Source organism: Ensifer sp. ENS11, from assembly GCF_014851895.1.
In the GTDB taxonomy this organism is placed as follows: Bacteria; Pseudomonadota; Alphaproteobacteria; order Rhizobiales; family Rhizobiaceae; genus Ensifer; species Ensifer canadensis.
In genome coordinates this window covers 95,042-118,566 of record NZ_JACVAN010000005.1, presented here as the reverse complement: position 1 = coordinate 118,566, position 23,525 = coordinate 95,042, and the positions used below count along the sequence as shown (strand labels likewise).

The following is a 23,525-nucleotide window of genomic DNA, read 5'->3' as shown; positions in this document are numbered from 1 at the left end:
GATTGGGCAATGAAGACAGTTCTCGCCTTCGGCGACAGCCTGACCTGGGGGGCGGACCCCGCAACTGGTCTGCGTCATCCGCCCGAGGGCCGCTGGCCCGAGGTTCTCGACCGGGAGCTTGGTGACGCGGCGGCGATCATATCGGAAGGGCTCGGTGGCCGCACCACCTGCTATGACGATCATGCCGGGCCCGCTTGCCGCAATGGCGCCAAGGCGTTGGAAGTGGCGCTTGCCAGCCATATGCCGCTCGATCTCGTGATCATCATGCTTGGGACCAATGATATCAAGCCGGTGCACGGAGGTCGTGCGGAGGGTGCGGTTTCCGGCATGCGCCGCCTGGCGCAGATCGTGGACACATTTCCGTACAAGCCGAGTGGCGCGAAACCGAAGCTTCTGATCGTTGCGCCACCACCCTGTTCGCCCGGTCCAGATGGACACCCGGCGGCTGGCAGAAGCGTAGCAGAATCCGAGCGGCTTGCCCCGCTTTACCACAAACTCGCCTGCGAACTCGGGCACGCGTTCTTCGATGCCGGCGCGGTTGCCCGTGGATCACAGGTCGATGGTGTGCATCTGGAAGCCGCGGCGACCGCAGCCGTTGGCCGGGCGCTCGCCGCGCCCGTCGGCGCAATTCTTGGCTGATCCGTCCCAACACCTGCGGAGGAGCAGGCAGGCGGATCATGAAACTGGTAGGCCGAAATCCGCATGGACGGCCGCAAAAGGAGGAAGCATGAGACACTTTTTTGCAACGGCCGCCCTCGGCGTGCTGCTCACCACAGCCTCGCCGATTGGCGTGTTCGCCGAGACACCGGCCGACCAATTGGTCGTCGCCACGACCATGAGCAACATCCTGACGCTGGATCCCGCTGCCATTACCGGCCGCGAGACCGTACAGGTGCTCAACAACATCTATGACACTTTGGTCGTCCTTTCGCCGCAAGACCGTAGCGTTCAGCCTCGCCTCGCCGAACGCTGGGAGATCGCCGAGGATCGCAAGTCGATCCGCTTCCACCTGCGCGGCGATGCAAAATTTGCTTCGGGCAATCCTGTCACGGCCGGCGACGTCGCCTGGAGCCTGAAGCGGCTGCTTGCCCGCAACCTGGCGCAGTCATCTTTCCTCAAGTCGCGTGGCTTCACGCTTGAGAATGCCGACAAGGCGTTGGTCGCTGAAGACGACCACACCTTCGTGATTCATCTGCAGAAGCCCGACGACCCGAACCTGTTGCTGATGATCCTTGCGCAGAATGGCCCTGGCTCCATTCTGGACAGCAAGGTCGCGCTCGAGAACGAGAAGGACGGCGACCTCGGTGCTGGTTGGCTGACGCTGAATTCCGCTGGTTCCGGTCCCTTTACACTGACGCAGTGGAAGTCGAACGAATACATCATCCTCACACGCAACGATGACTATTGGGGTGAAAAGGCCGCGATGAAGCGCGTGTTGATGCGCCACTTGCCGGAATCCCAGTCGCAGCGGCTGCTGTTGGAAAAAGGCGACATAGACGTCGCCTATTCTCTGCAGGCACCGGACCTCAAATCGCTGGAGGCCGACAAGGCGATTGTCATCGAATCGACGCCGGGTTCAGGTTTCTACTACCTCAGCGTTTCGATGAAGGATGAGCGTTTTGCCAACAAGAAGGTCCGCGAGGCGCTGCGCTACCTCATCGACTATGATGGCCTCGACAAGGCGGTCATGCCCTATTACGGCAAGCTGCATCAGCGTCCGTTGTCGTCCGGCGTGCTCGGCGCCCTTCCGGACGAGGGCTACAAGTTGGACGTGGAAAAGGCAAAGGCGTTGCTCGCCGAAGCCGGCTATCCGAACGGTTTCAGCACCACGCTGCGGGTCCTGTCCGAAGATCCGTTCATGAAGGCGGCGACGGCGATCCAGAACACGCTCGGCCAGGCCGGCATCCAGGCGGAGCTCATCAGCGGTTCGGGTGACCAGATTTACGGCGCAATGCGGGAGAGAAACTTCGAATTGCTGGTCGGCCGCGGCGGCGGTGGTCAGCAGCCGCATCCGGACAACAACCTGCGCTCCATCGCCTACAATCCCGACAATTCCGACGAGGCGAAGCTGACCAACTACCAGAGCTGGCGCACCAGCTTCTACGACGAGAAGCTGAACAAGCTGATCGAGGAAGCACTTGTCGAGCGCGATCCCGCCAAGCAGGCCAAGCTCTATGAAGGCGTGCAGGCCTACATGGATGAGGCGGTGATGTCGATCCAGCCCTTCTCCGAAGTTGTCGACACTGCCGCCTATCGCAGCGACGTCAAGGGTATGATCGTCAGTCCGTGGCTTTCACGTTTCGAGGGCGTGACCAAGGAGCGCTGATAACACCACCCGTCTCATTCTCCAAAACCAAAAGGCGCGTGCTGGCACGCGCCTTTCTCGCGTTTCAATGAGGTTTGGCCCCATAATGGCTCCAGAGGTGTGGCGTTGCTCGACGGACAAGCATCTCCCCCATGCAAGTGGTTTTCCCACGGGCCGGAGTGGCCCGATGGGGCGGCCTTTTTACCTGTCGGGAGCCGCCCGACATCCATCGGCAAGCAATGACGCCAGGACACGCTTTTCCATCCGAGGCGATGTTCCAGACTCAGCAGTACTAAAAGGTAACCGATGTTCTGCAACCTTGCGGACGTCACGTCGAGCTTGACCTTTAGGTTGCATGTGAGCCCCTTCGCCGGCATTGTCCTCCCTCAAGCCAAGGGGGGCTCATGCCAAAGGTCGTTGGAATAGGCGGTGTGTTCTTCAGGGCAGCGGACCCGGCTGGGCTGGCCGAATGGTATGAGAGGCATCTTGGTGTTGATGACCTGCACAAGTCCGTGTGGTAGCAAGAGGCAGGAATGACAATTTTTGGGCCCTTCTCTGAGAACGAGAACACCGACTATTTGGGACGAAGAGAACAACAATGGATGATCAATTTCAAGGTAGATGATCTGGAAGGGCTCATTTCAAACCTCACGGCGAGCGGGATCGCGGTGGAAACGCGAGCCGAGTGGAACTCGGAAGTCGGTCGCTTTGCCCGGATCCACGATCCCGAGGGCAATCCGATCGAGCTCTGGGAACCAACGAAGGAGTGATGGCGAACAACCCGCCATTCCATGCTCGGTGAGTGTCCTGACGTTTGATTTTGACCAGGGCCTGCTGCCGTGACTGCTTGTGGCGCGTGGATGCCACGGAGCTTCACGCGCTGGCATCTCATCCCGTCGGCCTGTATTGCCCACGGCTTGCGCTAAGCCACGGGCCGTTGTGGGTTGTCATGTGAAGAATTGGGCTGCTGCCGATCGGCAGCGCTCTGGGCTTGCTTATGCCGCTTTCGCGTGACCGGGGAGCTGGCACGTCGAGGGCAATTTCAGACGGAGTGCCCGAGCTTCAATTAGTCGAGCTCAGTGCGCGCTTTCGTATTCGAGTGAGGCGCCGATGAGTTCTCGGGCATAGGGGTGGGTCGCTCCGTTTCCGGGGATCGCATCGCGTGGAAGCACCTCGGTGATCTCTCCGTGGAGCATGACAGCAAAACGATCGCACATGTGGTCGACCACCGCGAGATCGTGCGTGACCATGATGTAGGTGAAACCGCGCTCCTCGCGCAGGCGCTGCAGCAGGTTCAGGATTTCCGCCTGGACGGAGACATCGAGCGCCGACGTGGGTTCGTCCAGTAGCAACAAAGAGGGCTCCAGGATGAGCGCGCGGGCAATCGCCACCCGCTGCCGCTGGCCACCGGAGAGCTGGTGTGGAAAGCGGTCGAGGAAGGAAACGGGCAGGCCGACATCGGCAATGGCCTTGCGCATGCGATCCTCGCGATCGCCGAGCTTGTGAATGACGAGTGGCTCGCTGAGCACGGTGCGTACCGACTGGCGCGGATGCAGCGAGCCGTACGGATCCTGAAACACCATCTGCAGCGTGCGGCAGCGCTCGATAAGCGGCATCTCGCGCACAGGCTTGCCGCCGATGAGGATGTCGCCCGTCCAGATATCGGTCAGCATGGAGATGCAGCGCAACACGGTGGATTTGCCCGAGCCGCTTTCTCCGACGAGGCCGAAGCACTCGCCCGGGCTTACCGAGAAACTGACACTCGGCAAGACTTTGGTGGCGGTTGGTCCAGCGCCGAAGGTGATGGACACATCGCGGGTTTCGACGGAAACGGACATCAGGCTTTCTCCTCCAGCCATTCGGGTTGGCGGTCGAGCACGGCGAGAGGTGCACGCCCGCCACCGATCCTTGGTTGGGCTGCCAACAGGCCGCGAGTATAGGGGTGTTCGGCCCTGTCGAGGTCGCGGGCGGCGAGTGTTTCAACCACGCGACCGGCATACATGATGAGAACGCGGTCGCAGAAATTGCGCACAAGGTTCAGGTCGTGACTGATCATGATGAGGCCAATGCCGCGGTCGCGCACGAGGCCGTCGAGGATATTCAACACTTGAAGCCGGACGGTAACGTCGAGCGCGGAGGTGGGTTCGTCGGCGATGACGAGATCTGGGTCTGCCAAAAGCATCATCGCGATCATTACACGCTGACCCATGCCGCCGGATATTTCATGCGGGTATTGATCATAGACCCGCTTCGGGTCACGAATCTTGACGGCTTCCAGCATGGTGAGCGCCTTGTCACGGGCCTCTGCCTTCGAGCATCTGAAGTGGCGCAGATAGGTCTCTGCCACCTGGTCGCCAACACGCCGGATCGGGTTGAGCGAGAATTTGGGATCCTGGAGGATCATTGACATCCGCCGGCCACGAACCTTCAGCATCTCTTTTTCGGAGAGCGTCAGGAGGTCGAGGTTCCCAAAGCGCAACGTGTCGGCCGTGATTGTCGCGCCGGGCAGAAGACGCAAAAGAGCGCGTCCAACCGTGGACTTGCCTGAACCGGATTCTCCGACGATCCCCAACCGTTCCCGGCCAAGCGTGAAGGAAACCCCACGCACGGCCTCTGCCGGCGCGCCGCCATAGCGAATGCGGAGATTTTCGACCTCGAGTATGGATTTTTCCACGGGGCTACCTCCGATTTATCTGCTTGGGATCGAGCGCATCGCGCAATCCATCGCCGAGCAGGTTGAATGCGAGGCTGACAGACAGGATCGAGATGCCCGGGAAGGTGACGAGCCACCAACTGTCCAGCATGTACCGGCGGCCGGTTGCGATCATCGCGCCCCATTCGGGCAGCGGCGGCTGGGCGCCGAGGCCGAGGAAACCGAGGCCGGCAGCCGTGAGGATGACGGTCGCCATGTTGAGGGTCAGACGGATGAGGACCGAAGGCAGGCACATGGGCATGATCGACTTGAAGATGATGCGCGCCGGCGATGCCCCCTGAAGTCTTGCGGCAGAAATGTAATCTGCCTTGCGGAAGGTCATTGCCTCGGCGCGGGCAAGCCGAGCGATCGGTGGCCAGGAGGTCAGCGCGATGGCGACAATGGCGTTGTTGAGGCTTGGGCCTAGCGCCGCGACGAAGGCGAGCGAGAGAATGAGGCTCGGAAACGACAGGAAAATGTCGGTGATGCGCATCATCACCGTATCGATCTTGCCACCGAGATAGCCGGCGGTCGTACCGATGATGAGGCCGATGGGGCCGACGACGATCGACACGAGGAAGATGATTGTCAGCGTGATGCGGGCACCCCAGACAAGGCGGCTGAAAATGTCGCGGCCAAGCTCGTCGGTACCGAAGACATGCCCGTTGCCCGGCGGCTGCAGCGTTTTGGCAAGATCCTGCACATAGGGGTCGTGCGTGGCGATCAAAGGTGCAAAGGCAGCTACCAGAATGAGCAGCACCAGGACGGCGAGGCCGAATGTCGAGGTCGGGCTTTTCAAAAGGAACAGCACGATGTTCTTCAATGCGTGCAACGGAGCCGGCAGGCGGAACGTAGGTTCGGTGCGGGTAGACATCAGCGTGTCCTTGGATCGAAGATGCGGTAGAGAACGTCGGACAGTAGATTGAGCCCGATGAAGATGACGCCGACGATCAATACGCAGGTCATGACGGCATTCATGTCGCCGGTGATGAGATTGTTGGTGAGATACTGACCAAAGCCCGGCCAGGCAAAGACGGTCTCGATAAGGACCGCTCCTTCGAGCAGTGAACCGTAGGCGAGCGCGATGATGGTGACGAGCTGAACCCGGATATTGACGAAGGCGTGCTGCCAGATCGTCTGATTGCGCGAAAGCCCCTTCACTCTCGCGGTCGTCACATATTCCTGCCCGAGTTGATCGAGCATGAAACTGCGGGTCATGCGGGTGATGTAGGCGGAGGAGGAATAGCCAAGTAGCGCCGCTGGCAGGATGATGTGGTTCACCGCGGACCAGAAGACGTCCATCTCGCCGGCGATCAGGCTGTCGATCAAGAGAAAGCCGGTACGCTCTTCGACGAGACCGATGTAGAACTGGTCCATCCGCCCGCTGCCGCCGACCAGCCCGAGATGGGCGTAAAAGACGATGAGCGCAATCATACCTGTCCAGAAGATCGGCATCGAATGGCCGAAAAGGCTGAAGACACGCACCACATGATCCGGCCAACGATCCTTGTTGACGGCGGCAAAGACGCCAAGCGGCACACCCAGGCCTGCTCCAATAAGGATTGCGAAAGTGGCCAGTTCGATCGTCGCCGGCATGACATGAAGGATGTCCTGTATGACCGGCTGACCGGTGCGAATAGAGGTACCGAAATTGCCGGTGAAGACATCGCCTAGGTAATATATGAACTGTTCCCAAAGAGGACGGTCCAGGCCGAGCGCGTTGTAGACCTGTTCATAGGTCTCGCGGGTCGCATCTTCTCCGACTATGGCCCGCACCGGATCAGCGGGCATGAGCCGGCCAATGAAAAAAGTCAGGAGAAGCAGGCCGAGAAGCGTGACCGCAATGGTCCCGATCTGCCCGGCCGCTCCGTAGAAGCGTATGCGACGTAAAGACATGAATCCTCCGTTTGTCATCCGCCGGAAGGTGAGGCGGTACAGGCTCCCGTCCTGTATGACAACTTAAGGAAATCTGTCACAGGTTATGGGTACTGTCAAGCTAATCTGCTCACAGGAAGTCGTCTCGGCGGGGTGTGAAGCAGTCAATAAGTTCGCCGGTCTCCAGGCATTGGCACCCATGCTCAGTGTTTGAGGGGATGACGAGACTATCGCCGGCCTTCAATTCATGGGCTTCGCCGTCACGGAAAAAGCGGAAACGGCCACGCGAGACGTAGGTGGATTGAACGTGCGGATGGCTATGTAGTCGGCCGCTAGCGCCGCTTTCGAAGCGGAAAGATACGACCATGATCTCCGGTGAGTGCGAAAGAACTTGCCGGGTAACGCCAGTATCGGTCGAGATCGCGGGATAGGTGGGAAGGGTCATGGATGCCTCGTTGATGATGTACGACATCTCCAACATACATGCATTGCAGGCTGTATGACAAGCTAAGACAGGTTGACCTCTTCGGGGGCCAGTGTGCGCGAGCGCAGCAATACCTTGTAGCGATCCAGGCTGCCGCGAAGATGGGCGCGCATGCGCTCGCGCGCAGTGTCGCTATTGCCTTCGATAATGGCATCCACGATCAGGCCGTGCTCTTCCTGAAGGTGAAGGTTATAGTCCTTCGGGCGCGAGCCGGGAGCGGAGCCTTGCAGTTCGCCTCGAGGAATGATGCCGGACCGGATGAGCTGCAGGAATTCGGGAAAGCGACGGTTCTGCGTAGCCTCCGCGATGGCGAGATGCAGTTCGAAATCGGCGTCACGGGTGGGGCTCCCGGTGGCGAGGCATTCGCCAACGTGGTGATGGGCCTCGAGGATCGCCTCGATCTGTGCAGCAGAACGGCGCGAGGCCGCAAGCCCGGCGGACTCCACCTCAAAGACTGTCCTAAGCTCCAAAAGCTCTATGACCGAGGAAATGCGCTCGGTGGTCAGGTCCTTGAATGGTTGTTTCTTGTCTTCGAGCGTCTGCAGCGCGAAGATGCCGGCGCCCTTGCGCGCTTCCACCAGGCCGTCGGCGCGAAGGATTGCAATTGCTTCGCGCACTACGGTGCGGCTCACGGAATATTCGCGGGTGAGCGCACTTTCGCTCGGAAGCCGGTCGCCGGGCTGGAAGACGCCTTCGGTCAGGTCGCGACGCAGATCGGCGCTGATCTTTGCCGCCAGCGACGTGCCTCTCGCGTGATTGTTTTGGGCTTCCATTGCTGCTTCACCTGCATTGAACCTGTCTGGCATGTTATCGGTTATCTGTCCGAATGCAAGGGCAGGCTGTCTAAACCTGTACCTCAGCGAAGCACTCGTAGCATGGCGCGGTACCGCGCCTGACTGTTCTTCAGGTGAGCGCGCATGGCTGAGCGGGCCTGTGTCTCGTCGCCATTTTGAATGGCGACGAGGATCGCTTCATGTTCGTCCACGAGCCGCTCGATATCGACCAAGGGCAGCGTCGTCTCCTCACCGTTCTCGGTCACCGCCCGGCGCGGAATAAGCGTCGGACCGAGCATCTGCAGGAATTCTGCGAAGCGCGGGTTGTTGGTGGCCTGAGCAATCGCGAGGTGGAAGGCAAAATCGGCCTCTGCGCTCGGTCGGCCTTCCGCGGAACTCGTGCGGAAAGCATCGAAGGCCTCGATGATCTTTTCCTCCTGCCCGGGCGAGCGGCGAAGCGCCGCAAGGGCTGCAGCATCTCCTTCTACGGCGGTGCGAAGTTCGAGCATCTCGATCAGCGAAGATACGCGCGCCAGATCGACATTTTGAAACGGACGGCGGGTGGCAAGCGTTGGAGCGAGAACAAAGACGCCCGCTCCTTGGCGTGGCTCCACCAGTCCGTCAGAACGTAGTGCTGCAATTGCCTCGCGCACGACCGTGCGGCTCACACCGAATTCCTGCGTCAGTTGGGCCTCGGAGGGCAGCCGATCACCCGGCTTGTGATGACCCTTGGACATGCGTGCGCGAAGCGCGTCTGCAACCTTGACCACCAGCGTCGTGGTTGGCAGCGGAGCCGGTTCGTGGGTGGTCACTTTCGTCATGCGTGCCGCCATTCGGTGAATAAGGCGGGAATCCGCCGTTGATTGTGGATACGCCATTGCCCCACAACGGCGCAATCCGTGCCTAGATCGATTTGAGGTCGTCCGGCTGCAGCTCCTCAGGCAGGTTCTGGTAGCAGACGGGCCTGAGGAACCTTCGGATGGAAAGGGTTCCAACGGACGTTGCGCCGAAGTTTGTGGATGCCGGATAGGGGCCGCCGTGGACCATGGCATCGCAGACTTCGACCCCGGTCGGGTAACCATTTGCCAGAACACGACCCGCCTTGCGCTCCAGGATCGCCAACAGGCTGCGTGCAACTTGAGTGTCGCCCGCATCAAGATGCAACGTGGCGGTAAGCTGGCCATTGAAGCTCTTTGCTACGGCAATCATCTCCTCGATAGTCTCGACCGTCACAATAAGGCCGAGCGGACCGAACACTTCTTCGGAAAGTAGATCGTTGGAGAGCCAGTCCTCGGCGGAAACGCGGAAGAGGAAGGGTGTGGCGTCGCGCTGGTCGCAGGTGGTGGTCAAGACCTCGCGCACACCGGCGCCGGCAGCGATGCGCATGCTTCCCTCGCGATAGGCTTTGGCCATGCCGTCAGTCAGCATCACCTGCGGACCGACCCCTGAGAGCGCGGAACGGGTCGCTTCGGCGAACGTGTCGGCCTGATCGGAAAGGATAATGGCGATGCCCGGATTGGTGCAGAATTGCCCGGCGCCGATCGTCAGCGAACTCACCCACCCTTTTGCGATTTCCGCGCCGCGGGCTTTCAGCGCTTCCGGCAGGATGAACATCGGGTTCACCGAGCCCAGTTCGCCGAAGAAGGGAATGGGTTCGGGACGTGAGACGCAGAGATCGAAGAGCGCGCGACCGCCGGCAAGCGAACCGGTAAAGCCGACCGCTTTGACGAGCGGATGCGTGACGAGTGCGGTGCCGACATCGCGACGACCGCCTTGGATCAAAGAGAAGACGCCCGGGTGGAGGCCAAGTCTCCTGATGGCGGCATCGGCGGCTTCCGCCACGATCTCACTTGTGCCGGGATGGGCGGAGTGACCCTTGACGATGACCGGACACCCGGCGGCAAGCGCAGAGGCGGTGTCGCCGCCCATCGTCGAGAAGGCAAGCGGGAAGTTGGAAGCGCCGAACACGGCGACCGGGCCGATTGGGCGCTGCATCAAACGAATATCCGGTCGGGGCAGGGGGGTGCGGTTCGGCAGCGCCTCGTCATGGCGCCTGTCCAGATGTTCGCCCTTGCGGATGTGGGAAGCGAAGAGGCGCAGCTGACCCGTGGTGCGGCCGCGCTCGCCTTCGAGGCGGGCGGCGGGCAAGCCGGTTTCCGAGGCGCCGATCTCAGTGATCTTGGTCCCACGGACCTCGATTTCGTCGGCAATGGTGTCGAGGAGGGCAGCGCGCGTCTCGCGGGACGAATAACCGTAGGACCAGAAGGCTTCCTCGGCGGATTCGGCCGCCGTGTTGACCAGTTCGACGGTGCCGACGGAAAAGTCAAAGGCATCGCCGTGGGCGGGCTCGCTGCGGAATTTGATCTGCGCTGCGCGCCATTCGCCGGCGATCAGGTGTTTGCCATGTGGCTCATAGGTCATTTCTTACTCCTTGAATATCGGATTGTTTACGAAGTCGCCGCCCTGGAAACGTGTCGTCGGGTCGCTCGGGTCGGGCCTCGGGGTGAGGGCCTCAATGTGGGTGCGATGGGCCTCGGCATTGTCTTTGGGCTTCCAGCCCAGCCAGCCAAGATGCGAGTTGTCCCACCAGCCGGCGTCGTTGGCCGAGCTGCCCCAGATGACTGGGCAGCCAAGGGTCGACACGCGGAAAATTGCCTCGATCATCGAAGCGAAATCGTCGTGAGAGAGAAAGGTCGACAGCATTCGATAGTTCGTTGGCTCGAGCGTACAGGAGCCGATGCGTACCAGGGCGGTTTCTTGGCCAAATTTGTCGAAGTACAGGCGAGCGAGGGCCTCGCCGAAGCATTTGGAGACCCCATAGAGTCCGTCCGGGCGGTATGGGGCGTCTGGCCCGAGCCGCTCGGTCTGCGGATAGTAGCCGATCGTGTGGTTGGAACTCGCAAAGACGATGCGGGGCTGACCGTGAGAGCGTGCCGCTTCATAAAGATTGTAAAGGCCGACAATATTGCCGGCAAGGATCTGGTCGAAGGGCCGTTCGACGGAAACGCCGCCAAGGTGGACGATGCCGTCGCAGCCGGCGACCATCTCATGGACTGCTGCTGCGTCAGAAAGATCGCAGGACATGCACTCCTCATCGCGCTCGGGCGGGTCAAGCCGAGCAAGATCCGCAAGGCGAATTGTATCGGCGAGAGGCGCAAGCCGTTTGCGCATGACCCGGCCCAGCTGGCCCGCCGCGCCGGTGATCAAAAGGCGTCTCATTTGGGGTATTCCTTTGCGCATTGCCAGGCACGGCACCGCAGCCATTTCGACCTGCCAATGGCGTGAACCGGCAGAGCCTCAACCTTCTAGCGGTCTTCGTGCCCGAAAAAGCTGCCATCGTTTCACTCGAAACCACATTCGGTCTCGCGTCATTCCTGCGGGCACCTTGACCTCCGATGACATATCATACAATAACGGTAACACATATTATATGTTGTCGACAACTTGAAGGAGGAATTTATGCTGACTGTTGAAACAAGGCAGGCGGTCAACCCGGAATACGCCAAAACACTCGATACATCCGGACTTCGGAAGCATTTCTTGGCCCAGGATATGTTCAGGGCCGGAGAGATCCGACTGGTCTACACCCACTACGATCGTTTCGTGATCGGTGGAGCGGTGCCGGGTGATGCGCCCCTGACGCTTGACAAGGTGGAGGAAACGAAGACCCCGCTGTTTCTCGATCGCCGTGAAATGGGCATCGTCAACATTGGCGAGACCGGTACTGTTGCCGCCGGCGGGCAGACCTATACCTTGAACCGGGGCGATGTGCTTTATCTCGGTGCCGGATCGGGGGCGGTCACCTTTGCTGGCAAGGGCCGGTTCTATATCACGTCCTGCCCGGCCCATCGCAGCCTGCCGGCGCGCCTCATCACGGCCGCCGAAAGCAAGGAAGTGAAGATGGGCGCATCGGAAACCTCCAACAAGCGCACCATCAATCAGTTCATCCATCCGCTCGTGATGGAAAGCTGCCAACTGGTGCTCGGCTATACCACGTTGGAGGACGGTTCCGTCTGGAACACCATCCCTTCGCATATCCATGACCGTCGCATGGAGGCCTATCTCTATTTTGGTATGGATGAAAAATCCCGGGTGCTTCACCTGATGGGCGAGCCCCAGGAGACCCGCCACCTGTTCATCTCGAATGAGCAAGGCGCGCTTTCCCCACCCTGGTCCATCCACTCCGGCGCGGGCATCGGCTCCTACACATTCATCTGGGCCATGGCTGGCGACAACGTCGACTACACCGACATGGACTTCATCCAACCGGAGGATCTGAAATGATAAATTCCTTTTCGCTTCAAGGGCGTAAAGCTCTTGTCACGGGATCGAATACCGGACTTGGTCAAGCGATTGCGGCAGGACTTGCTGCCGCAGGCGCCGAGGTGATCTGCGCGGCCCGCCGCTCGCCCGACGAAACTCTGGATTTGATCGGCAGGGCCGGCGGCAAGGCGAGTGGCATGCAGCTCGACTTCAAGGATCCCATGGCGGCACGAGACATATTTGTCGGCCGGGACATCGATATCCTCGTCAACAACGCCGGCATCATCCGACGGGCGGATGCGGTGGATTTCACCGAGGAGGACTGGGACGCGGTCGTCGATGTGAACCTGAAGGCATTGTTTTTCACGACCCAGGCGTTCGCAAAGGAGTTGTTGGCCAAGGAGCGGTCTGGAAACGTGGTCAATATCGCTTCGCTTCTTTCCTTCCAGGGCGGTATCCGCGTTCCCTCCTACACGGCCGCAAAACACGGCGTCGCCGGTCTCACCAAATTGCTTGCCAACGAATGGGCGGCGAAGGGCATCAATGTCAACGCAGTTGCCCCCGGCTACATCGAGACCAACAATACCGAGGCGCTACGCGCCGATGCCGCGCGCAACAAGGCAATCCTCGATCGCATCCCTGCCAATCGTTGGGGTCGCCCCGAGGACATCGCAGGGGCGGTGGTCTTCCTCTCCTCGCCAGCGGCGAATTACGTCCACGGTTCGGTCCTCAATGTCGACGGTGGCTGGTTGGCGCGTTAATCGTCGGTTCGCGGCAAATTTGTCATTTAACTTGTATGATGACTGATTGACATATGTATGATGTCTAGCTATGGCTACGGTCAGTTGAATGCACAGAGGAATACTGAAATGACCCCCGAACAAATCAAGGTTGCTCTTGGCTCCGGCCTTCTTTCCTTCCCGGTCACGCATTTCGATGCGCAAGGCCGCTTTGCGCCAGAAAGCTACAAGGCGCATGTCGAGTGGCTCGCGGGTTACAAGGCCCCGGTGCTTTTCGCAGCCGGTGGCACGGGGGAGTTCTTCTCGTTGCGGCCAGATGAAATCCCAGGCATCGTCGCATCCGCCAAGGAGGCTGCAGGCGAAACCGCCATCGTGTCGGGTTGTGGCTACGGCACCGAAATCGCGGTGGATATCGCCCGATCGGTCGAGAAGGCTGGGGCCGACGGCATCCTGCTACTGCCGCACTATCTTATCGATGCGCCTCAGGAAGGGCTCTATGCCCACATTAAGAAAGTCTGCCAGTCGGTCGGTATCGGCGTCATGGTCTATAACCGTGACAATTCGGTGCTGCAGGCCGATACGCTTGCCCGGCTGTGCGACGAATGCCCGAACCTGATCGGCTTCAAGGACGGCACGGGTGACATCGGGCTTTTGCGCCAGGTTACCGCAAAGATGGGCGATCGCCTGATGTATCTCGGTGGCATGCCGACGGCCGAGCTTTTTGCCGAAGCCTATCTCGGCGCCGGCGTCACGACCTATTCATCCGCCGTGTTCAACTTCGTACCGGGCCTTGCCAACGAGTTCTACGTGGCACTGCGCGCCGGCGACCGCTCTACTTGCGAGCGCATCCTGGTGGATTTCTTCTATCCGTTCATGGCGATCCGCAACCGGGTGAAGGGCTACGCCGTCTCGGCGATCAAGGCCGGCGTGCGGCTGCAGGGTTTTGACGCCGGACCGGTGCGCGCGCCGCTGGTGGATCTGACGGATGAGGAGCTGGGCATGCTCGACAAGCTCATCGGCGGTCAGAAACGCAAGGTCTGATACCGCGACTTCCGGAGGAATGCATGAAGATCACCGCCGTTCGCACGCATCTCTTGGAGCACCGGCTGGACACGCCGTTCGAAAGCGCCTCGATGCGCTTTGATCGGCGTACTCATGTCCTGGTGGAGATAGAATGCGATGATGGAACGATCGGCTGGGGCGAATGTCTCGGTCCGGCAAAACCCAACGCGGCGGTGGTCGCAGCCTTTTCGCCCTGGCTGATCGGTCAGGACCCGCGTTCAACCGAGAAAATCTGGGCCGTGCTCTACAATGCACTGCGCGATCAGGGACAGCGTGGTCTCACCGTCACCGCACTGTCGGGCATCGACATCGCGTTGTGGGACATCAAAGGCAAGCACTACGGCGCCTCGATCTCCATGCTGCTTGGTGGACGCTGGCGGCAAAGCGTGCGCGCCTATGCCACGGGTAGCTTCAAGCGCGACGGCGTCGATCGGGTTGCCGACAACGCCAACGAAATGGCGGAGCGCCGCACACAGGGGTTCCACGCCTGCAAGATTAAAATTGGTTTCGGCGTCGACGAGGATCTGCGCGTCATCCGCGCTGTTCGCGAGGCGATAGGCTCCGAAATGCGCCTGATGATTGACGCCAATCACGGTTACACAGTCACCGAAGCGATCCGGCTCGGCAAAGCAGCAGCGGAGTATGATATCGACTGGTTCGAGGAGCCGGTGGTGCCCGAACAGCTGTCGGCCTACCTGGAGGTTCGCACATGTCAGCCGATCCCCGTTGCGGGTGGCGAGACCTGGCATACAAGGTTCGGCATGTGGCAGGCGCTGGATGCCCGTGCGGTCGACATTCTCCAGCCCGATCTCTGCGGTTGCGGCGGCTTTTCCGAAGCGCAGAAGATCGCAAGCCTGGCGACACTTCATGGTATCCGCGTCGTGCCACATGTCTGGGGGACAGGCGTGCAGATCGCCGCGGCACTGCAATTCATGGCAGCGATGGTGCCCGATCCGGTCCGCGCCAATCCGATCGAGCCGATCCTGGAATTCGACCGAACGGAGAATCCATTCCGACAGGCGGTGCTTAAGACACCACTGGAGGCGGTCAATGGCGTCGTCACTATTCCAGATGGTCCAGGTCTCGGGATCGAGATCAATCGTGATGCCCTCGTCGAATTCAAGATGCTCCAATCTTGAAACGAACGAGCGCAGTCTTCCGGGGAGCCACGCGTACTGCGTTTGCAAAGCAGCGCTTTAGACGCAGCGTGCCCGTGAACTAGGCTGGCTCCGATGGATCTAAGGGGTCCTGGCCCGCTCGTTTCATAATTTCGATCGTCCGTTTATCGCTTCTCGATCGTGCGGGCGGTTGCAAGGCGGATTTCCTGCTCCGGTTCGTCGAGTTGCATCAAGTCGCCATGGCGGCTCTGATGAACCTTGTTCAGGTGGTCGCGGGGGCTGAGCCCAAGTGTGCGCTTGAACATGCGCGAGAAGTAATAGGGGTCTGCATAGCCGACCTCCGCAGCCGCTGCCGCAACCGAAAGACCTCCTTCCAGAAAATGCATCGCGCGCTCCATTCGCTTGAGCTCCTGGTATTTGCGTGGCGTGCGGCCGACGCGCTTCTGGAATTCGCGCAGAAAATAATCGTAGTTGTAGGGTGCGGCATCGACCGCCCTCATGGCGATGTCGGTTTCAAGCGGATTGGCCGAGATCATCGTTGCTGCCTTCATCACCGCAAGGTCAATCGCATCCGCGCCCTCCGGCTGGTAGGTCGCGTGGTCGCGCCACCCGAGAAACGCATCCTCGATGAAGGCGATGAGAAGGACCATGAAAAGATGGTGCTGGCCGAGCGATACCGAGGAAGGGGGCGCGCTCTGACGATAGTGACGGGCAATCGGTTCCAGAAATGGCCAGCGGCTCAGTTGCAGTTTGGGCCTTAGTTGCATCTGCTCGATGAGATTGTGACGACCATAGATGTCGAGCGTAAAGTGCTGCGCCACGCCGATATAGGTTTCGCGCCCTTCATTCCAGCCGATGAAGTGTTGGCCGCCGCTGATCAGCATGGCGTCGCCCCGCTCCATCACACGTGGTTCGCCGTCGATCAGATAATGACCGCGGCCCTCAAGGCAGATGACGAGATCGTCGACCGGATTGGATTTGTCGATCCGCCAGGTTTGCGAATGCTCCATGCGGATCGCCGCGCGCGTCAGGTTGAGCGTCAACGCCGCGGCGGGAATCGCCGATAGAATGCCACCTTCGATTTCGTCCATCTTTTTCCTTCCCTTTGTGAATTCATTCTGATCTGAAAATAGCCCAATGTCACCGAATAAACCGTTTCTTCTGGGGAGGAGATCGGTTCGTGGTATAGAAACGTGGCATTCCGCCCATTCTTCCTGCACCGAATTGGGAGCCAGATTTGTACAAAATTGCATCTATGCAGGCTGCGCTCAAGGGCTGCCCGGGAGGGATGTCATGAAGATGCAGCGCCTGATGGGGCTGGGCTATCTCGCCCCGTATATCATTGGTCTTCTGGTCTTCACGGCGATCCCTTTCATCGGGTCGCTGTACCTGAGCTTTACCAGCTATGACCTTATGAGCGAACCTCGGTGGACAGGGATTGCCAATTACGAACGGCTCTTCACACGCGATCGCACCTTCACGAAGTCGCTGAACGTCACACTGCTCTATGTGTTCCTGACGGTACCGTTGAAGCTTGCCTTCGCGCTCTTCATCGCCGCGATCCTAAACTACAAGCTGATGTTCATCGGTCTCTTCCGAACCGCCTTCTACGTTCCCTCCATCCTCGGCGGCTCGATCGCCATTGCCGTTTTGTGGCGCTACATCTTCGCCACGGAGGGACTTGCCAACATGGCGCTGACGACGGTCGGTTTTTCTCCGGTTGACTGGTTTGGTGATCCGACGAACGCGCTGTTCACGATTACGCTATTGCGATGCTGGCAGTTCGGATCAGCCATGGTGATTTTCCTCGCCGCTTTGCAGTCGATAGACAAGTCGCTTTACGAGGCGGCAGCCATCGACGGCGCGGGCAAGGTGCGCACCTTCTTCTTCATCACGTTGCCACTGCTGACCCCCGTCATTTTCTTCAACCTCATCATGCAGATGGTTCAAGCCTTCCAGGAGTTCAACGGACCTTACATCATCACGCAGGGTGGTCCGCTGAAGGCGACGTATCTGCTGCCGCTCTACATCTACGACGAGGCCTTCAAGAAGTTCAACATGGGCTATGCCTCGGCCATAGCATGGGTGCTCTTCACCATCGTCACCGTCCTGACCCTCGTTGCCTTCTGGTCATCGAAGAAATGGGTCTTTTACGCAGGCGACAAGAGGAGCTGACCGCAAATGACCGATCTTGCAACCTTCAACGATCTCCAGGCCGCCCGCAGGGCAAGGCTCCGTCTCGTCTCGACGGCAGTCCGCTATGTCCTGCTCTTTGCAGTCGGCTTCGTCATGCTCTATCCGCTCATCTGGCTGGTTGGCGCGAGCTTCAAGACAAATTCCGAAATCTTCGCAGGTGCAGGCTTCCTGCCGGAGAACCCGACTGCCGAAGGTTACATCAAGGGTTGGCAGACATCGACACCCTATACGTTCGGCCGGTTCTTCTGGAATTCCTTCCTGATCATCCTGCCAAAGGTGATCGGGACGGCCATCTCCTGCACCTTGGCGGCCTATGCGTTCGCCCGGTTCGATTTCCCGTTCAAGAAGATCCTCTTCGGCTCGGTCATCGCAATCCTGCTGTTGCCCAATGTCGTTACCCGCATTCCTCAATATCTCCTGTTCCGTGATCTTGGCTGGCTCGACAGTTTTCTGCCGCTCTGGGTGCCGTCGGCGCTCGCTGGCGACGCCTTCTTCGTTTTCATGTTGGTGCAATTCCTGCGCTCATTGCCAACAGACATGGAGGAGGCGGCACGGGTGGATGGTGCCAACAGCATCCAGACGCTGATCTATATCGTGGTCCCAATGCTCGCCCCGGCACTGATTTCGGTGTGCCTGTTCCAGTTCATGTGGACCATGAACGATTTCCTCGGGCCGCTGATCTATCTGTCCTCGGTGGACAAGTATCCGGTCAGCCTCGCCCTCAAGCTTTCGATCGACACGACAGAAGCTTTCGAATGGAACCGCATCCTCGCGATGTCGGTGCTCACGATCGCCCCCGCGCTGATCGTGTTCTTCGCTGCGCAACGTTACTTCATTGAAGGGATCTCCTCCGGGGGGATCAAGGGCTGAACATGGCTAAGGTTCAACTGAAAAATCTCGAAAAGGTCTATGGCAACGCCTTCAAGGCGGTCCATGGCATCAATCTCGACATCCACGACGGCGAGTTCATGGTTTTCGTCGGTCCGTCGGGCTGCGCCAAATCGACGACGCTGCGCATGGTGGCTGGACTTGAGGAGATTTCCGGCGGGGAAGTCCTCATTGGGGATCGGCGCGTCAACGATCTGCCGCCGGGCAAGCGCTCAATTGCCATGGTCTTCCAGAACTACGCCCTCTACCCTCATATGAAGGTTCGCGGCAACCTGGCCTTCGGGCTCAAGATCGCCGGCAAGCCGAAGGCGGAGATCGACGCCGCGATCAAGCAAGTGGCCGAGATTCTTGAGATCGAGCCGCTTCTCGACCGCCTTCCCAAGCAGCTTTCAGGCGGTCAGGCCCAGCGCGTGGCTCTCGGTCGCGCGCTCATCAAGAAGCCGGGCGTCTTCCTGTTCGATGAGCCACTATCCAATCTCGACGCCAAGTTGCGAGCCTCGATGCGCGTCCGCATAACCGACCTGCATCGCCAGCTCAAAGCGGAGGGCTTGTCGTCGACGGTCATCTACGTGACGCATGATCAGACCGAGGCCATGACGATGGGGGATCGCATATGCGTTATGCAGGCGGGTCACATCATGCAGGTGGCCACGCCCAAGGAACTCTACGATCGCCCGGCGAACCTGTTCGTTGCCGGCTTCATTGGCAGTCCGGAAATGAACCTTGTCGACGCCCGGCTCGACGGATCGTCCTTTTCGATCGGCAGCCAGACCTTGCCGCTCGGACCACACCTTGAAGGCCGGCTTTCGGCCCGCCCGACAGAAGCCGTGATCGGCACCCGACCACAGCATCTATCGCTGGCGGCGGACGGGCCGGCGCTCACCGCGAAGCTCACTAATGCTGAGTTCATGGGGCACGAGGTCTATCTCCACGCTGATCTCGAGGGTCGCAAGGTGGTGAGCGTCGTCGGCGCAGCCGAGTTCGAAGCACTGGGAGGGTCGGAGATCATCCGCCTTCGTCCCGATCCGGAACGATTGCACATTTTCGACAAGACTGACGGTCGCAACGTGTCGCTTTGAGGAGGCGGCGTTGGGCCATACACCAAGAAGGAGGAGAACCATGAAGACTGCGAAAACCTTGCTTGCATTGACCGGCGTCGCCTATGGCGCGCTTACGTTCGGTGCCACCGCTGGCGCCGCCGAACTGCGCATGGCGTGGTGGGGCGGTGATAGTCGTCACGTAGCCACTCAAAAGGCGACAGCTGCCTGCGGCCAGAAATACGGCCACACGGTCAAGGGCGAGTTCACCGGCTTCGACGGCTACCTCGAAAAACTGACGACGCAAATGGCCGGCAGGACCGAAGCTGATATCGTTCAGGTCAACTGGCCGTGGCTGCCGCTGTTTTCCAAGAATGGCGAGGGGTTCGCCGACCTTCGCACGCTGAAGGCAATCGACCTGTCCAACTGGACGGAAGGCGATCTCGCGGCCGGTTCGATGAATGGGGTCCTGCAGGGGCTATCCGTCTCGACGACGGGTCGTGTCTTCTTCTTCAACGCGACGACCTTCGAAAAGGCAGGCGTCGAAATTCCGAAGACCTGGGACGAGTTCTTCGCCGCAACCGCGACCATCAAGGACAAGCTCGGCAAGGACCACTACACCTTCAACGCGGTGAAGGAGACTGCCCAATTGCTGGTGACCCTTGCCGTCGTGCAGAAGACTGGCAAGGATCTCGTCGATCAGACGAGCAACCGCGTAGCATGGACGCCAGAGGAACTCGCCGAAGGCATCTCCTTCCTCGGCAAGCTGGTGGAAACCGGCGCGATCCGCTCGCAGAAGGAGGAGGCCGCCGACGGCAACGTCAATCTGTTTGAAAAGCCCTCCTGGGCCGAAGGCAAGGTCGCCGGCTCGTACGAATGGGATTCAACTTACTCCAAGTATGCCGACCCGTTGAAGGATGGTCAGGTTCTCAAGCCTGTACCAATGCTGAAGCTTTCGGATGCGGTTACCGAAGGCGTCTATCGCAAGCCTTCCATGGTGTTTTCGATCTCCAAGAACTCGAAGAACCAGGATGCGGCGGCGCAGATCGTCAACTGCCTCCTGAACGAGCCGGAAGGCATCGATGCTCTAGGCACCTCGCGCGGTCTTCCCGCGTCGAAAGCGGCCGCCGCCAGGTTGGGCGACAAGGGCGAACCCGAGGTTCGCGCCGCCAATGCGATCGTCATGGCCGCCACGGGGCCGATGGTTTCGCCCTTCAATGAACACCCGGAAATTCGTGCCGCTTTCATCGATACGCTTGAGGAGTACGCCTATGGCCAGATCAGCGCAGAAGATGGCGCCAAACAGATCATCGACACGGTGAACGACGTTCTGGCCGAGTTCGACTGACCATTGATACTGCCCGCCGCGGATGCCGCGGCGGGTCCTCCGTCTCTTGGCGGCACGCAACACGAGGCACGACATGACCCGACCTTCCATCATCGCGCGCTCGGCGCGAACGGCGGCGCTATGCCTGCCGCAGCCCGGAGCCCTCTACCGTTTGAAATCGAGGACGGTCTGGCGGCTTTCATCCCCGGATGAGACCGGCGTTCTGCAACACGGAGAAGCCCAAACGGTCGTCACCCTTCTGCACGGGCTTCGTCCGGCTACCCGTTATCTTTTCGAGGTGGAGGGATTTCAGCCGCTGTCGTTTCAGACTGCGCCCTGCGCAGGTGTCGTGGAAGCAACCGATTTCGGACTCGTCGCCGATATTGCGCCTGACGATATTGAAGGCGCGCGCAGCAATGCTGCGGCCCTTTGTGAAGCGGTCGCAGCCGTTCCAACCGGAGGTACGCTCCATCTCGGTCCAGGCCTGTGGACGTCCTTTCCACTTAGGCTCAAAAGTCAAATGACTTTGCACCTTGCCGAAGGGGCGACCCTCCAAGCGCCTTCGGTGCGCGCGGGCTGGCCTGTTCTCCCTTCCCACGATCACAACGGCAGCATGCTTGGAAGTTGGGAAGGTCTGCCGGCGGCCTGCTTTAATGCCCCGGTAAACGCGGTGCAGGCGGATAACCTGGTGATCGAGGGCAGGGGCGTCTTCGACGGATCTGGCGACAGGGGCGATTGGTGGAGTTGGCCGAAAGAGACGCGTGATGGTGCGCGTCGCCCGCGTGGCCTGCATCTTATCAACTGCCGTGATGTGACACTGCTCGGTTTTACGATCCGCAATGCACCGTCCTGGACGATCCATCCGCAAGGCTGCGCTCGGCTGACCGCTGCCGGACTAACCATCGTTGCCCCAGCTGACAGCCCGAACACCGATGGGTTCAACCCTGAGAGCTGTCGTGAGGTCGTGATTGCGGGCGTGCGCTTTTCAGTCGGCGACGATTGCATTGCCGTCAAGGCAGGAAAACGCGGCCCGAACGGCGAGGCTGATCACCTTGCCGAAACGCGCGGCGTCCGTGTCAGTCACTGCCTGATGGAGCGTGGCCACGGCGGCTTGGTAATTGGCTCGGAGATGTCCGGCGGCGTCGATGACGTCTCCGTCGAGGATTGCGAGATGATCGGCACCGATCGCGGCCTGCGGCTGAAGACCCGTCGCGGTCGCGGCGGGTCGATCACCAATATCGCAATGCGCCGCGTACTGCTCGATGGCGTCGAAACCGCGCTGTCGGCCAACGCTCACTATCATTGCGACGCGGATGGCCACGATGACTGGGTGCAGTCCCGTGAGCCGGCGGTCGTCAATTCTGGAACGCCGCTCATCGACGGCGTCACCATAGAAGACGTCGAGATCCGCGGGCTCGCACATGCGGCAGGCGCGTTTCTCGGACTGCCCGAAGCCCCGATCCGCAACGTCCGTATCCGCCGCCTTAAAATCACCTCGAGCAATCCCGCAGCCGTCGCAACGCCACCCATCATGGCCGACCGCGTGCGAGCCATGCGCCATGAGACGATTGTCAGCGAGCGGGCAGAGGTCGATTGCGACGATCCCTCCTTGTTGAGCGCCGCCCCCGTGTCCCTTCCTTTCGATGAGATGCTCTCGTGAACCCGACAGAATATTTCGACGAATTCGCCAAGCGCTACAACCACTACAAGGGCGGTAGCTGGTGCTACGAGGATGGATGCGTCTATCGCGGCCTCAGTCTTCTTTTTGATGCAACAGGCGACACGCGCTGGAAGGCGCATCTTCATCGTCTCGCCGATCAGCAGATCGGGGCCGATGGCGCGCTTGCGGGCTACCACCCCCAGGAATACAACATCGACAATATCCTGGCCGGGCGCGCCTTATTCCCGCTGGCTGAAGGTGCCGACGAAGTGCGCTACCGATTGGCCGCCGATCGACTGGCTAGGCAGTTGGAAACGCACCCACGCATTTCCGCCGGTAACTACTGGCACAAGAAGCGCTATCCGCACCAGGTCTGGTTGGACGGGCTGTATATGGGGCTGCCCTTTCAGATCGAATATGCGACGATGACCGGCCGCAAGGACCTGATCGCCGATGCGTTGCAGCAGTTTTCAACGGCTTTAGCACTCACGGCGACTACACGCGGCCTCTATGTTCATGGCTATGACGACAGCCGCCAGCAGCGCTGGTCTGACCCTGTGACAGGCAAGTCTCCCGCTGTCTGGGCACGGGCCGTGGGCTGGCTGGCAATGGCAGTGGTCGATGCTCTGGCGACACTTCCTGTTGACCAGGCGACCGCCTCGTTGCGCCAGCGCGCCCGCTTGCTGCTAAAGGAGATCATGGCCCGTCAGGCAGCCTCCTCCGGCCTTTGGCATCAGGTGCTCGACGCGCCGGATCTGAAGGGCAACTACCTCGAAAGCTCTGCCTCGGTCATGTTTGCCTATTCGCTTTTGCGCGCCGCTCGTCTTGGTCTAGTCGAGGCGGACACTGCTGCGGGGGCGGCTGCGGCCGGGCAGCGCGCCCTTGACGCGCTGTTGAATACCCGGCTCGTTGCCGATGCCGAAGGGATCACCCGCTTCACGACCATTGTCCATGTCGCCGGTCTTGGAGGTTTCGAGGGCAACTATCGCGATGGTTCACCGAGCTACTATCTCACCGAACCCATCGTTTCGGATGACGCCAAAGGTGTGGGGCCCTTGATGATGGCATATGCGGAAAGCCTGATGGCCGCTTCGTGAAGCCGCTT

The 23,525-nt window shown here is 60.2% G+C and carries 22 protein-coding genes and 1 pseudogene; 13 read left to right on the top strand and 10 right to left on the bottom strand.

Annotated features, from left to right (window positions below; genetic code table 11):
* Positions 1 to 9 precede the first annotated feature (9 nt).
* From IB264_RS11875 to IB264_RS11865, 3 genes and pseudogenes are all read left to right on the top strand, one after another.
* Complete coding sequence (locus IB264_RS11875; RefSeq protein ID WP_025430415.1) at positions 10 to 639, top strand: SGNH/GDSL hydrolase family protein; 630 nt, start codon at positions 10 to 12, stop codon at positions 637 to 639.
* An 88-nt stretch (positions 640 to 727) separates the two neighbouring features.
* Entirely contained in the window at positions 728 to 2,326 is a 1,599-nt protein-coding gene (locus IB264_RS11870) for an ABC transporter substrate-binding protein (protein WP_192433381.1), read from the top strand.
* A gap of 383 nt (positions 2,327 to 2,709) precedes the next feature.
* Positions 2,710 to 3,075: pseudogene (locus IB264_RS11865) on the top strand (VOC family protein).
* 306 nt (positions 3,076 to 3,381) lie between these two features.
* Here the strand turns inward: IB264_RS11865 and IB264_RS11860 are convergent.
* From IB264_RS11860 to IB264_RS11820, 9 genes are all read right to left on the bottom strand, one after another.
* Positions 3,382 to 4,143 carry an ABC transporter ATP-binding protein gene (locus IB264_RS11860; RefSeq protein ID WP_057207032.1) on the bottom strand — a complete coding sequence of 254 codons (762 nt, stop codon included), beginning with the start codon at positions 4,141 to 4,143 and terminating at the stop codon, positions 3,382 to 3,384.
* The gene (locus IB264_RS11855) at positions 4,143 to 4,979 is read right to left on the bottom strand and encodes an ABC transporter ATP-binding protein (RefSeq protein WP_025430412.1); all 837 of its coding nucleotides are present in this window, start codon (positions 4,977 to 4,979) and stop codon (positions 4,143 to 4,145) included. Before IB264_RS11855 ends, IB264_RS11860 begins: the two co-directional genes overlap by 1 nt.
* A 4-nt stretch (positions 4,980 to 4,983) precedes the next feature.
* A complete protein-coding gene (locus tag IB264_RS11850; RefSeq protein ID WP_025430411.1) occupies positions 4,984 to 5,871 on the bottom strand; it encodes an ABC transporter permease in 888 nt (295 codons plus the stop codon).
* Positions 5,871 to 6,893, bottom strand: a complete 1,023-nt coding sequence (locus tag IB264_RS11845) for an ABC transporter permease (protein ID WP_025430410.1) — start codon at positions 6,891 to 6,893, stop codon at positions 5,871 to 5,873. Before IB264_RS11845 ends, IB264_RS11850 begins: the two co-directional genes overlap by 1 nt.
* Before the next feature lie 109 nt (positions 6,894 to 7,002).
* On the bottom strand, positions 7,003 to 7,317 hold the full coding sequence (locus IB264_RS11840; protein ID WP_057207316.1) for a cupin domain-containing protein: 315 nt from the start codon (positions 7,315 to 7,317) through the stop codon (positions 7,003 to 7,005).
* Between the two features lie 62 nt (positions 7,318 to 7,379).
* The gene (locus IB264_RS11835; RefSeq protein ID WP_057207033.1) at positions 7,380 to 8,129 is read right to left on the bottom strand and encodes a FadR/GntR family transcriptional regulator; all 750 of its coding nucleotides are present in this window, start codon (positions 8,127 to 8,129) and stop codon (positions 7,380 to 7,382) included.
* Between the two features lie 83 nt (positions 8,130 to 8,212).
* Positions 8,213 to 8,950, bottom strand: coding sequence for a FadR/GntR family transcriptional regulator (locus IB264_RS11830; protein WP_057207317.1), 738 nt, complete (start codon positions 8,948 to 8,950; stop codon positions 8,213 to 8,215).
* A gap of 82 nt (positions 8,951 to 9,032) precedes the next feature.
* Positions 9,033 to 10,550 carry an aldehyde dehydrogenase (NADP(+)) gene (locus IB264_RS11825; protein ID WP_192433379.1) on the bottom strand — a complete coding sequence of 506 codons (1,518 nt, stop codon included), beginning with the start codon at positions 10,548 to 10,550 and terminating at the stop codon, positions 9,033 to 9,035.
* Positions 10,551 to 10,553: 3 nt separating this feature from the next.
* Positions 10,554 to 11,348: an NAD(P)-dependent oxidoreductase gene (locus IB264_RS11820; RefSeq protein WP_057207038.1), complete on the bottom strand. Its 795-nt coding sequence runs from the start codon at positions 11,346 to 11,348 to the stop codon at positions 10,554 to 10,556.
* A gap of 240 nt (positions 11,349 to 11,588) precedes the next feature.
* On the opposite strand from IB264_RS11820, the gene kduI reads away from it, so the two are divergent.
* The 4 genes from kduI (at position 11,589) to IB264_RS11800 (ending at position 15,333) form a co-directional block, all read left to right on the top strand.
* The gene (gene kduI, locus IB264_RS11815) at positions 11,589 to 12,413 is read left to right on the top strand and encodes a 5-dehydro-4-deoxy-D-glucuronate isomerase (RefSeq protein ID WP_057216783.1); all 825 of its coding nucleotides are present in this window, start codon (positions 11,589 to 11,591) and stop codon (positions 12,411 to 12,413) included.
* Complete coding sequence (gene kduD, locus IB264_RS11810; RefSeq protein WP_192433377.1) at positions 12,410 to 13,153, top strand: 2-dehydro-3-deoxy-D-gluconate 5-dehydrogenase KduD; 744 nt, start codon at positions 12,410 to 12,412, stop codon at positions 13,151 to 13,153. The genes kduI and kduD overlap by 4 nt, the downstream gene beginning before the upstream one ends.
* A gap of 108 nt (positions 13,154 to 13,261) precedes the next feature.
* Complete coding sequence (kdgD, locus tag IB264_RS11805; protein ID WP_025430402.1) at positions 13,262 to 14,173, top strand: 5-dehydro-4-deoxyglucarate dehydratase; 912 nt, start codon at positions 13,262 to 13,264, stop codon at positions 14,171 to 14,173.
* 23 nt (positions 14,174 to 14,196) lie between these two features.
* The gene (locus IB264_RS11800) at positions 14,197 to 15,333 is read left to right on the top strand and encodes a mandelate racemase/muconate lactonizing enzyme family protein (protein WP_192433375.1); all 1,137 of its coding nucleotides are present in this window, start codon (positions 14,197 to 14,199) and stop codon (positions 15,331 to 15,333) included.
* A 143-nt stretch (positions 15,334 to 15,476) separates the two neighbouring features.
* Here IB264_RS11800 and IB264_RS11795 read toward each other — a convergent pair whose 3' ends face one another.
* On the bottom strand, positions 15,477 to 16,403 hold the full coding sequence (locus IB264_RS11795; protein ID WP_025430400.1) for an AraC family transcriptional regulator: 927 nt from the start codon (positions 16,401 to 16,403) through the stop codon (positions 15,477 to 15,479).
* Between the two features lie 202 nt (positions 16,404 to 16,605).
* Between IB264_RS11795 and IB264_RS11790 the strand changes: the two genes are divergently transcribed.
* The 6 genes from IB264_RS11790 (at position 16,606) to IB264_RS11765 (ending at position 23,517) form a co-directional block, all read left to right on the top strand.
* On the top strand, positions 16,606 to 17,487 hold the full coding sequence (locus IB264_RS11790) for a carbohydrate ABC transporter permease (RefSeq protein ID WP_107027039.1): 882 nt from the start codon (positions 16,606 to 16,608) through the stop codon (positions 17,485 to 17,487).
* Between the two features lie 6 nt (positions 17,488 to 17,493).
* The gene (locus IB264_RS11785; RefSeq protein ID WP_057221117.1) at positions 17,494 to 18,378 is read left to right on the top strand and encodes a carbohydrate ABC transporter permease; all 885 of its coding nucleotides are present in this window, start codon (positions 17,494 to 17,496) and stop codon (positions 18,376 to 18,378) included.
* Positions 18,379 to 18,380: 2 nt separating this feature from the next.
* A complete protein-coding gene (locus IB264_RS11780; RefSeq protein WP_192433373.1) occupies positions 18,381 to 19,475 on the top strand; it encodes an ABC transporter ATP-binding protein in 1,095 nt (364 codons plus the stop codon).
* Between the two features lie 40 nt (positions 19,476 to 19,515).
* Complete coding sequence (locus IB264_RS11775; protein ID WP_025430396.1) at positions 19,516 to 20,781, top strand: ABC transporter substrate-binding protein; 1,266 nt, start codon at positions 19,516 to 19,518, stop codon at positions 20,779 to 20,781.
* A gap of 73 nt (positions 20,782 to 20,854) precedes the next feature.
* Entirely contained in the window at positions 20,855 to 22,420 is a 1,566-nt protein-coding gene (locus IB264_RS11770) for a glycoside hydrolase family 28 protein (RefSeq protein ID WP_084814072.1), read from the top strand.
* Positions 22,417 to 23,517 (top strand): glycoside hydrolase family 105 protein, encoded by a 1,101-nt coding sequence (locus IB264_RS11765; protein WP_025430394.1) that lies wholly within the window; start codon positions 22,417 to 22,419, stop codon positions 23,515 to 23,517. The genes IB264_RS11770 and IB264_RS11765 overlap by 4 nt, the downstream gene beginning before the upstream one ends.
* Positions 23,518 to 23,525 lie beyond the last annotated feature (8 nt).

What these genes read in the sequence shown, in the direction of transcription:
- IB264_RS11875 (WP_025430415.1), top strand. Translation starts at nt 10, where the DNA reads ATGAAGACAGTTCTCGCCTTCGGCGACAGCCTGACCTGGGGGGCGGAC.
- IB264_RS11870 (WP_192433381.1), top strand. Translation starts at nt 728, where the DNA reads ATGAGACACTTTTTTGCAACGGCCGCCCTCGGCGTGCTGCTCACCACA.
- IB264_RS11860 (WP_057207032.1), bottom strand. Translation starts at nt 4,143, where the DNA reads ATGTCCGTTTCCGTCGAAACCCGCGATGTGTCCATCACCTTCGGCGCT.
- IB264_RS11850 (WP_025430411.1), bottom strand. Translation starts at nt 5,871, where the DNA reads ATGTCTACCCGCACCGAACCTACGTTCCGCCTGCCGGCTCCGTTGCAC.
- IB264_RS11845 (WP_025430410.1), bottom strand. Translation starts at nt 6,893, where the DNA reads ATGTCTTTACGTCGCATACGCTTCTACGGAGCGGCCGGGCAGATCGGG.
- IB264_RS11840 (WP_057207316.1), bottom strand. Translation starts at nt 7,317, where the DNA reads ATGACCCTTCCCACCTATCCCGCGATCTCGACCGATACTGGCGTTACC.
- IB264_RS11835 (WP_057207033.1), bottom strand. Translation starts at nt 8,129, where the DNA reads ATGGAAGCCCAAAACAATCACGCGAGAGGCACGTCGCTGGCGGCAAAG.
- IB264_RS11830 (WP_057207317.1), bottom strand. Translation starts at nt 8,950, where the DNA reads ATGACGAAAGTGACCACCCACGAACCGGCTCCGCTGCCAACCACGACG.
- IB264_RS11825 (WP_192433379.1), bottom strand. Translation starts at nt 10,550, where the DNA reads ATGACCTATGAGCCACATGGCAAACACCTGATCGCCGGCGAATGGCGC.
- IB264_RS11820 (WP_057207038.1), bottom strand. Translation starts at nt 11,348, where the DNA reads ATGAGACGCCTTTTGATCACCGGCGCGGCGGGCCAGCTGGGCCGGGTC.
- kduI (WP_057216783.1), top strand. Translation starts at nt 11,589, where the DNA reads ATGCTGACTGTTGAAACAAGGCAGGCGGTCAACCCGGAATACGCCAAA.
- kduD (WP_192433377.1), top strand. Translation starts at nt 12,410, where the DNA reads ATGATAAATTCCTTTTCGCTTCAAGGGCGTAAAGCTCTTGTCACGGGA.
- kdgD (WP_025430402.1), top strand. Translation starts at nt 13,262, where the DNA reads ATGACCCCCGAACAAATCAAGGTTGCTCTTGGCTCCGGCCTTCTTTCC.
- IB264_RS11800 (WP_192433375.1), top strand. Translation starts at nt 14,197, where the DNA reads ATGAAGATCACCGCCGTTCGCACGCATCTCTTGGAGCACCGGCTGGAC.
- IB264_RS11795 (WP_025430400.1), bottom strand. Translation starts at nt 16,403, where the DNA reads ATGGACGAAATCGAAGGTGGCATTCTATCGGCGATTCCCGCCGCGGCG.
- IB264_RS11790 (WP_107027039.1), top strand. Translation starts at nt 16,606, where the DNA reads ATGAAGATGCAGCGCCTGATGGGGCTGGGCTATCTCGCCCCGTATATC.
- IB264_RS11785 (WP_057221117.1), top strand. Translation starts at nt 17,494, where the DNA reads ATGACCGATCTTGCAACCTTCAACGATCTCCAGGCCGCCCGCAGGGCA.
- IB264_RS11780 (WP_192433373.1), top strand. Translation starts at nt 18,381, where the DNA reads ATGGCTAAGGTTCAACTGAAAAATCTCGAAAAGGTCTATGGCAACGCC.
- IB264_RS11775 (WP_025430396.1), top strand. Translation starts at nt 19,516, where the DNA reads ATGAAGACTGCGAAAACCTTGCTTGCATTGACCGGCGTCGCCTATGGC.
- IB264_RS11770 (WP_084814072.1), top strand. Translation starts at nt 20,855, where the DNA reads ATGACCCGACCTTCCATCATCGCGCGCTCGGCGCGAACGGCGGCGCTA.